Raw genomic sequence first — 9,039 nt, forward strand, 5'->3', positions numbered from 1 at the left:
TACCCTGAACGTCCAGCACGCCTGGCTTCAGGAACACATGAACCTTCACCTTCGCCATCAGTGCAATCCACCCTGAATCACGGTCGGCATGTCCTTCATGATGCCGAGGCGGCGGGCCACCTCGGTGTAGCTTTCGATCACATTGCCCAGATCGCGGCGGAAGCGGTCCTTGTCCAGCTTTTCGCCGGTGATGGTGTCCCACAGGCGGCAGGAATCCGGGCTGATCTCATCGGCCAGGATGACGCGGCTGAAGTCGTTCTCCCAGATGCGCCCGAACTCGATCTTGAAGTCCACCAGGGTGATGCCGACGGCGCCGAACATGCCGGACAGGTAGTCGTTGACCCGCACCGTCATGGCCAGGATGTCGTCCAGCTCCTGGGTCGATGCCCAGTTGAAGGCGGTGATGTGCTCTTCCGTCACCATCGGATCGTTGAGCTCGTCCTTCTTGAGGTAGAACTCGATGATCGAGCGGGGCAGGGGCGTGCCCTCGTCGATGCCGAGCCGCTGGCTCATGGAGCCGGCCACGATGTTCCGGCACACGACTTCGAGCGGGATGATCTCGACCTCGCGGATCAGCTGCTCGCGCAGGTTCAGCCGCTTGATGAAGTGGTTGGTCACGCCGATGCCGTTCAGGCGCGACATGACGAATTCGCTGATGCGGTTGTTGATGACGCCCTTGCCCTCGAGCTGGGCCTTCTTCTCGCCGTTGAAGGCGGTGGCGTCGTCCTTGAAATACTGGATCAGGGTGCCGGGCTCAGGGCCCTCGTAGAGGATCTTCGCCTTGCCCTCATAGAGCTTCTTGCGCTTGACGTTCATCATGGTCGGTCCGGGCGGGGCCTGCCGGAAACGCGAATCGCGCGGCCAGACCGGGTCTGGGCGGCTTGATCCGGAATCGCGTGCGGGCGGGAAAAAGTCCGGCGACCCTTAGCGGATGAGGCCCCCGGACACAAACCAGCGTCCTATGCGCCATGGCCGCGCGCCTTCGCCGCAACCCGGCCAGTTCCGGTTGCGTTCGGCGACGGGGTGGATATAGACCACCTCGAACGCGGCTCCTTCGGGCCGCCTGCCGGAGCCTCGCCACCTCATGACCACCTTCGACGATCGGGAAAGGGGCTTCGAGTCCAAATACGCCCTCGATCAGGAGCAGGAGTTCAAGGCGGTCGCTCGGCGGAACAGGCTCCTGGGCCTGTGGGCCGCCGAGAAGATGGGCCTGAACGCGGACCGCGCCGAGGAGTACGGCCGCGCCATCGTCAAGGCCGACTTCGAGCAGCCGGGTGAAGAGGACGTGTACCGCAAGATCGCCCAGGATCTGGAGGGCGCCGGCCTGACCGTCTCGGAAGGCGAAATCCGCCGCAAGATGGACGAGCTGGCCTCGGTCGCCCGCGAGCAAATCCGCAGCGGCAACTAAGCCACTCGACGGTCGGACAAGAAAAAAAGGGCCGCTCCAGCGATGGAGCGGCCCTTGTCGTATCGGCTCGAGGTTCGGCCTAGTTGGGCATGACCACGGTGTCGATGGCGTGGATGACGCCGTTCGAGGCCGCGACGTCCGCCTGGACCACGCGCGACGTGCCGCCGTTTTCGTCCGTCAGAGTGACGGAGCCGTCGGCGCCGGCGCGGGCGGTGAGAACGCCGCCCTCGACGGTGGTCAGCTGGGCGCTTCCGCCGCCGGCCTGGATCTGTTGCGTCAGGGTCGCGGCGTCCACGCGGCCCGGAACCACGTGATAGGTCAGGATCTTGGTCAGGTCGGCCTTGCCGGCCGGGGCCATGAGGCTGCCGCGCGTGGCTGCCGGGACCTTCTCGAACGCGGCGTTGGTCGGGGCGAAGACCGTGAACGGTCCGGCGCCGCCCAGCGTGCCGCCGAGGTCGGCCGAGGTCACGGCGCTGACGAGGGTGCTGAAGTCGGGATTGCCCTGGGCGACCTCGACGATGGTGCCGCTGGCGGCGGCTGCCGGGGCCATGGCGGAGGTTTCGGCGGCCGCGGCGTCCGCGGGAGCGGCTTCTTCGGCGTTGTTGCTGCAAGCGGCCAGGGCGAGAGCGGCGGCGGCGGATACGGTCGCGAGCGTGGCGAAGCGTGTCGGGGTCATTCGGCGTCTCCTGATAGGCGCCGCCCTTGCGGCGACGCGGCAACAGGTACTGTCCAAAGTCGGAATGGATGCAGACCGGTCACGTTTTCCGGCGCGGCATGTGACCGCAGGGGGTCAGTCCGTGATCAGGAACTGCGAGAGCGGTCGCCACGCCGCCAGCTTGGCCTCGAAAGCCATCGTGTGCGCCGGGCTGGAAGAGGGGAGATCGATCAGATCGACAGTCGCCCCGTCGAGCGAGCGGCGTCCGATCCGCGCCGCCGTGCCCCCGTTGAAGGCCACGGCCCGCAGCGCCGGGAGGCTCTCCACCAGCGGGCCCAGGTCAGCGGCGGCGGCGTGGCGGAGGGCGGCGTCAAGACTACCGGGCCGTTCGGCGCTGGCGATCACATCCCACAGTCCGACCTGCGCCGCCCGCAGCGCCTCCAGTCGCTCGGCGTAAGCCAAGGTGGCGAGGTCGACCCCGATCACCGCGCCGGTCAGTCGCCAGAAGCCGTTGCGGGGATGGGCGTAATACTGCGCGGCTTTCAGCGAGGCGTCGCCGGGCAGGCTGCCGAGGATCAGCAGGCGCGTGTTTGCGTCGGCGACCGGCTCGAACGCCCGTTTCAGGATCACGAAGCGCCGAACACCCGGGCGAACACGGTGTCCACGTGCTTGGTGTGATAGCCGATGTCGAACAGCGCCTCCAGCTGCGCTTCGGGCAGGGTGACGCGCGGGTCGGCCTTCAGGAAGTCGAGGAACCGGCCCTCGCCGCGCCAGACCTTCATGGCGTTCTCTTGCACCGCGGCGTAGGCGTCCTCCCGCGAGACGCCGGCTTGGGTCAGGGCCAGCATGACCCGCTGCGAATGCACCAGCCCGCCGAGCAGGTTCAGGTTCTTGGCCATGTTTTCCGGATAGACGTTCAGCCGCTCCACCACATTGGCCAGCCGGTGGAGGGCGAAGTCCAGGTGGATGGTGGCGTCCGGCCCGATGCCGCGCTCGACGGACGAGTGGCTGATGTCGCGCTCGTGCCAGAGGGCGACGTTCTCCATCGCCGGCACGACGGCCGAGCGCACCAGCCGGGCCAGACCGGTCAGGTTCTCCGTGAGGATCGGATTGCGCTTATGCGGCATGGCCGACGAGCCCTTCTGGCCCTTGTCGAAGAACTCCTCCACCTCCAGCACTTCCGTGCGCTGCAGGTGGCGGATCTCAATGGCCAGACGCTCGACCGACGAAGCCACGACGCCGAGCGCCGCGAAGAAGGCGGCGTGGCGGTCGCGGGGGATCACCTGGGTCGAGACCGGCTCGACCTGCAAGCCCATCCTGTCGGCGACATAGGCTTCCACCGCCGGATCGACATTGGCGAAGGTGCCGACGGCGCCGGAGATGGCGCAGGTGGCGATCTCTTCCCTGGCCGTCAGAAGCCGCCGCCGGGCCCGTTGGAATTCGGCGTGATAGCCGGCCAGTTTGAGGCCGAAGGTGACCGGCTCGGCGTGGATGCCGTGGCTGCGGCCGACGCAGGGGGTGAGCTTGTGCTCCATGGCGCGCGTCTCAAGTGCTGCGAGCACCCGGTCGACGCCTTCGACCAGCAGGTCGGCCGAGCGCGCCAGCTGGACCGCGAAACAGGTGTCGAGCACATCGGACGAGGTCATGCCCTGGTGCAGGAAGCGCGCCTCCTCGCCGACAATCTCCGACACATGGGTCAGGAAGGCGATGACGTCGTGCTTGGTGGTGCGCTCAATCTCGTCGATGCGGTCGGCGTCGAACACGACGTCCTTGCCCTTGGCCCAGATGGCCTCGGCGGCTTCGGTCGGGATCACCCCGAGCTCCGCCATCTTCGTCGCGGCGTGAGCCTCGATCTCAAACCAGATCCGGTACTTGGTCTCCTGCGACCAGATATCGACGGCGGCGGGGCGGGAATAGCGGCTGATCATGGACGGGGCGTGTCGGTCCCAGCCCGTCGGGAGTCAAGCGCCGCTTGCACGTGGCGCCGCCGGCCCCGAGCCTGGCGGCTTGGCGGGAGCCGCCGTCTACCGCTATCAGACACGGCACATGGATGGAGGGCGGCTCGTGGAACTGATCGTCGGCAACATCGCATTCTCGACGTGGTCGCTGCGGCCCTGGCTGGTGCTGAAACGTTGCGGGGCCGCGTTCACCGTGCGCGAGGTCTCGCTCTACGGGCCCGGCTATCAGGAGCAACTGGCCAAGGTCTCGCCGTCGGGCAAGGTGCCGCTGCTGAAGGTGGACGGCGAGACCCTGTGGGACTCTCTAGCCATCGCGGTCTGGTGCGCCGAGCGGTATCCGCACGCCCGCTTGTGGCCCGCCGACGAGAAGGCGCGGTGGCTGGCGCGGTCGGTGACCTGCGAGATGCATTCCAGCTTCATGGGTCTACGGAGCGAGTGCGGCATGGGTCCGGACGCGCGGGGCGTCATCCACACCATGGTCGGCCCAGACCGTGCTCCGCCGCCGACAGGCGAGGCGACGCTTGCCGATATCAGGCGGCTGGTTGAAATCTTCCGCGACATGCGAGGCCGTTTCGGCGCCCGCGGCCCCTACCTGTTCGGCGAGTGGTCTATCCCCGACGCCTTCTTCACCCCGGTCGCGGCGCGTTTCCGCCACTACCAGATCGACCTGTCCGCCCACGGCGACGACGGCGTGGCGCAGGCCTACTGCGACGTCTTGCTGGACCAGTCGGAGTTCCACGAGTGGACGGCGCTGGCGTCGCGTTAACCGCGCCGTCCAACGGCAACTTAAGACAACAGCGGTATTCCAGAAGCCTCAGAGAGCGTTGAAGCGTTCGAGGTCCGCCAATGCCGATGCCCGTTGAACACCCAGCCCGCCGCCCGAGCCTGCTGGTCTATGGGCTGCTGATCGTGGTGGCCTGCTGCCTGCCGGCGCTGCTGCTGGCCGGACTCTAGCCGCCGGTCATCCCCACCTGCGCCACCTCGACCGGCTGGGCCGGAAGCGGCGGGGGCGCCACATAGTCCAGCGCCAGAGGGATGAGGCTCGCGCCAGAAGCGACGGCATCCAAGGTGTTCAGCGGCCGCCCGTTCATGCGCTGGTAGATCCAGTAGGCGGCCACGACCTTTTCGACGTAATCGCGGGCCTGCGGCACGTCGATGGTCTCGATCAGCAGCAGCGGATCGGCGTCCTGGCCCAGCTTGCGCACGGCCGCGACCATCGGACCGGGGCCTGCGTTGTAGGACGCCGCGGCGCGCAGCAGGTCACCGTTGATCGCCGGCATGGCCAGAACCCGGTTGATGTAGGCCTGACCGAGGCGGGCGTTCACCGCGGGCTCGAACAGCCGATCCGGCTCGGCGACGAAGACGCGGTCGTTGGCCAGTTCGGCGGCCGTGGCGGGCATGACCTGCATGAGGCCATAGGCGCCGACGGCGGAGCGGGCGCGGGCGTTGAAGTCGGTTTCCTTGCGCGCGATGGCATAGACCAGCGAGCGCTCGATGGTGAAGCCGCCCTCCGGCTCGATGACCGGCTGCGGATAGCGCCCCGCGTCGACTCGGGTCACGTCGTCGCCGGAGCCGGTGACGCGGGGCCCAAGGGCCCGGCCGAGCGCGGCCCACAGCTGACGGCCCTTCTCGGTCGCGGCGGCGCGCAGGCCGGTCTTCAGCTCGTCCCGCGCGTCCGTGCGGCGGCCGACCTCGAAGAAGGCGACGGTGCGCCGGGCCCGGGGCTCGCTGCGGAGGAACTCGTCCAGTTCGTCGGCGCCGACTCCGATCGGTTCTTCCGCCTGATAGGAGGCGCGGCGCAGGCCGGCCTCAGAATAGGGCCGGGGACCGAGGTTCTCGATCGTCGGCTCCTCACCCAGCTGGTGCAGGGCGATCTGGCCGTAGAAGGTGGCGGGCCAGGCGCCGGCGCGGCGCAGCAGCGGCTGCACGCGGTCCTGCTGGCCCGAGCGGCCGGCCGAGCGCGCGGCCCAGAAGGCGGCTCCGGCGCGAACCCATCCGTCCTCGGTCGGGTCGTCCAGAACTCGCTGGAAGGCGTTCTTGGCGGCGGCGAACTCGCCGAGACGGTACTGGGCCAGCCCGACGGTCCACCAGTCCCCGAGCTGTTCGCCCAGCGTGACGGCGCCGCTCAGGTCGTCATGGTTCAGCGCCACCCGGGCGGCCTTCATCGGGTCGGCTTCAGTGTTGCCGCCGGCGGCGGCGACGCTGTTCCAACTGCGGCTGAAGCCCGGCTGCGAGGGCTGGCGCGGCTCGGGCGCGCCGTCCGGGCGCCGCCGCAGGGCGAGACTGTAGACGCGTTCGGCGGCGGGAAGATCGGCGTAGTCCTGCAGCCAGGCGGAAAGCTCGTCGTAGGTGGCGGTGTGGCCGGCGTGGAACAGCCGCTCGAACTCGACCTGGCCCAGCAGGACACGGTCCTGAGCTTGGCGGGCCGCGTCGCGGGCGGCGTCGAGATCACCGCGGCGGAGAGCGTCGAAGGCGGTGGTGTAGCTGAGACGATCCGCCGGGCTGAGAGCAGTGATGGCGCGGCGCTCGTCTTCGGCGTGACCGGCGCCCGCGAGGGCGGCCAGGGCCAAGGCAAACGTCGGCGCGAGGAACGCGCGGCGGAACTCGAACAGCACTACGGCGGCCCCCCTTTGAGCGTCGATGGACCCGTCTCGACTCAGGTCACCCACGCTTTTCGTTCGGTCGTCAGGTCCCGAGAGCGCCACTGCTCCCGGCCGAAGTCAAGAATGCCCCCAGTTTTGGGGCCCTTTTGAGTCTGAAGGATGAACAGGCTTGGCCGTTAGCCTTCTACAGAGGCCGCCAACGAGAGCAGATCGGCCCACACCTGACGCTTGGCCAGCGGCTGGCGCAACAGGAAGGCGGGGTGCAGCGTGGGCAGCGCGGGTGCGGAAACGCCGCCCTCGGACAGCCGCCATTCGCGCCACTGACCGCGCAGCCGCATGATTCCCTCGTCCGTCGCCAGAATCGACTTGGCCGACGCCGCGCCGAGCAGCAGGACGGCCTTCGGCTTCAATAATGCGAAGGCGCGCTCGACGAATGGGGCGCAGACCGCCTGTTCCGCGGGCGTCGGCGACCGGTTGCCGGGCGGACGCCAGAACACGGTGTTGGTGATGAAGACCCGACCTTCCAGCCCCGCCTCCGCAAGCATCCGGTCCAGCAACTGACCCGCCTTGCCGACGAACGGCTGGCCGCGGGCGTCTTCTTCGGCTCCGGGCCCTTCGCCGATCACCAGCACGGGCGCTTCCGGATTTCCGCGACAGAAAACCGCCTGACGGGCGCCGAGGCCGCGCAGGGCGCAGCCTTCGAAGGCCGCGACGGCCTGACCCAGTTCCTCCAGGGTCTGGGCCGCCGCCGCCGCTCGCCGGGCTTCGGCTGCGGCGTCTCCTGCATCGGGGGTCGCCACGACCGACGCGGTGGCCTTGGCGACGGCCTTGACCGCGGGCGGCGGCGCCACATGGGTGCGGTCGACCGGCGCGTCTTCGAAGCAGGCGTCGACGCCCGCGTCGCGCCAGAAGGCGAGCAGGCTTTCGGTCGCGGCGGCGTCGAGGGGCGAGGGGGTCATGGCGATCGGCACAGGGATAGTCCTTGACCACCCCGGCGTCACCTTCCGATAAGCGGGGAACACCGGAATACAGCGACGACAGGAGCCGTGATGGCCGAGGACGTGATCGAGGGCGGCGCCGCCAACGCCTGGCAGGAAGCCGTGATCGACAAGCTGCCGCCCGCGGAGGCTCTGGCCGGGGTCGAGCGCGAGGTCATGGAGTACGACGTCGTCGTCGTCGGGGGCGGCCCGGCGGGCCTTGCCGCCGCCATCCGTCTGAAGCAGCGGGCCGAGGCGGACGGCAAGGAGATCACGGTCGCGGTGCTGGAGAAGAGCGCGGAGATCGGCGGCCACATCCTGTCCGGCGCCGTCATAGATCCGCGCGCCCTGAGCGAACTGTTCCCGGATTGGAAGGAACGCGGCGCGCCGCTGGAGACGCCGGTCACCGAGGATCGGTTCCTCGTGCTGGGGCCGGCGGGGGAGGCGTCCCTGCCGATGTTCCTGCTGCCGCCGATGATGCACAACGACGGCTGCTACATCGCCTCGCTGGGCAATGTCGCGCGCTGGCTGGCCGAGCAGGCCGAGGCGTTGGGTGTCGAGGTCTATCCGGGCATGGCGGCCAGCCACGTCGTCTGGGACGAGCCTTCGGGGCGCGTGAAGGGCGTCGTGGCGGGCGTGTTCGGGATCGACCGCGAGGGCAGGCCGACCGGGGACTTCCAGCCCGGCCTCGAACTGCACGGCAAATACGTCTTCATCGCCGAGGGCGTGCGCGGATCCTTGGCCAAGACCGTCATGGCTCGCCACAATCTTTGCGATGACGCCCAGCCGCAGAAATACGGCATCGGCCTCAAGGAGCTGTGGCAGGTGCCGGCGGAGAAGCACCGGCCCGGTCTGGCCCAGCACACCACCGGCTGGCCGCTGGACGAGTTCACCGGCGGCGGCAGCTTCATGTACCATTTCGGGGACCGCTACGTGGCCATCGGCTACGTCGTGCACCTGAACTACAAGAACCCCTTCCTGTCTCCGTTCGACGAGTTCCAGCGTTTCAAGCACCACCCGGCCGTCGCCGAGCATCTGGAGGGCGGCACGCGGGTCTCCTATGGCGCGCGGGCGATCACCGAGGGCGGCTTCCAGTCGGTGCCGAAGCTGTCCTTTCCCGGCGGGGTGCTGATCGGCTGCTCGGCCGGTTTCGTGAACGTGCCCCGCATCAAGGGCAGCCACAACGCCATGAAGACCGGGATGCTGGCGGCGGACGCCGCCTACAACGCGGTCATGGCGGGCCGGTCGGGCGATCAGCTGGTCGAGTATCAGACCGCCTACGAGAAGAGCTGGGTCTATCAGGAGCTGAAGCGCGTCCGGAACGCCAAGCCCCTGCTGTCCAAGCTCGGCACCAGCGTCGGCGGCGCGTTGGGCCTGTTCGACATGTGGTTCCAGACGGTGTTCGGCGGCTTCTCGCTGTTCGGCACACTGAAGCACG

9 protein-coding genes are annotated in these 9,039 nt (G+C 68.7%); 3 read left to right on the plus strand and 6 right to left on the minus strand.

Features of this window, described 5'->3' with window-relative positions; all coding sequences use genetic code 11:
* Positions 1 to 57: 57 nt before the first annotated feature.
* The gene (gene purC, locus VGB60_RS02495) at positions 58 to 816 is read right to left on the minus strand and encodes a phosphoribosylaminoimidazolesuccinocarboxamide synthase (RefSeq protein ID WP_331036708.1); all 759 of its coding nucleotides are present in this window, start codon (positions 814 to 816) and stop codon (positions 58 to 60) included.
* A gap of 268 nt (positions 817 to 1,084) precedes the next feature.
* On the opposite strand from purC, the gene VGB60_RS02500 reads away from it, so the two are divergent.
* Positions 1,085 to 1,408, plus strand: coding sequence for a DUF1476 domain-containing protein (locus tag VGB60_RS02500; protein ID WP_331036702.1), 324 nt, complete (start codon positions 1,085 to 1,087; stop codon positions 1,406 to 1,408).
* Positions 1,409 to 1,487: 79 nt separating this feature from the next.
* On the opposite strand, the gene VGB60_RS02505 is transcribed toward VGB60_RS02500, so the two are convergent.
* From VGB60_RS02505 to purB, 3 genes are all read right to left on the minus strand, one after another.
* Positions 1,488 to 2,084, minus strand: coding sequence for a fasciclin domain-containing protein (locus tag VGB60_RS02505; protein WP_331036703.1), 597 nt, complete (start codon positions 2,082 to 2,084; stop codon positions 1,488 to 1,490).
* Between the two features lie 114 nt (positions 2,085 to 2,198).
* Positions 2,199 to 2,690 (minus strand): DNA-deoxyinosine glycosylase, encoded by a 492-nt coding sequence (locus tag VGB60_RS02510; protein WP_331036709.1) that lies wholly within the window; start codon positions 2,688 to 2,690, stop codon positions 2,199 to 2,201.
* Positions 2,690 to 3,991, minus strand: a complete 1,302-nt coding sequence (gene purB, locus VGB60_RS02515) for an adenylosuccinate lyase (protein WP_331036704.1) — start codon at positions 3,989 to 3,991, stop codon at positions 2,690 to 2,692. Before purB ends, VGB60_RS02510 begins: the two co-directional genes overlap by 1 nt.
* Positions 3,992 to 4,127: 136 nt before the next feature.
* On the opposite strand from purB, the gene VGB60_RS02520 reads away from it, so the two are divergent.
* The gene (locus VGB60_RS02520; protein ID WP_331036705.1) at positions 4,128 to 4,787 is read left to right on the plus strand and encodes a glutathione S-transferase; all 660 of its coding nucleotides are present in this window, start codon (positions 4,128 to 4,130) and stop codon (positions 4,785 to 4,787) included.
* A 184-nt stretch (positions 4,788 to 4,971) separates the two neighbouring features.
* Here VGB60_RS02520 and VGB60_RS02525 read toward each other — a convergent pair whose 3' ends face one another.
* The gene (locus tag VGB60_RS02525) at positions 4,972 to 6,690 is read right to left on the minus strand and encodes a lytic transglycosylase domain-containing protein (protein WP_331036706.1); all 1,719 of its coding nucleotides are present in this window, start codon (positions 6,688 to 6,690) and stop codon (positions 4,972 to 4,974) included.
* Positions 6,691 to 6,800: 110 nt separating this feature from the next.
* Positions 6,801 to 7,583: a uracil-DNA glycosylase gene (locus tag VGB60_RS02530; protein ID WP_331036710.1), complete on the minus strand. Its 783-nt coding sequence runs from the start codon at positions 7,581 to 7,583 to the stop codon at positions 6,801 to 6,803.
* A 90-nt stretch (positions 7,584 to 7,673) separates the two neighbouring features.
* Between VGB60_RS02530 and VGB60_RS02535 the strand changes: the two genes are divergently transcribed.
* The coding region (locus tag VGB60_RS02535) for an NAD(P)/FAD-dependent oxidoreductase (RefSeq protein WP_331036707.1) at positions 7,674 to 9,039 on the plus strand (1,366 nt) is incomplete at its 3' end.

This window comes from Brevundimonas sp., from assembly GCF_036399195.1.
In the GTDB taxonomy this organism is placed as follows: domain Bacteria; phylum Pseudomonadota; class Alphaproteobacteria; order Caulobacterales; family Caulobacteraceae; genus Brevundimonas.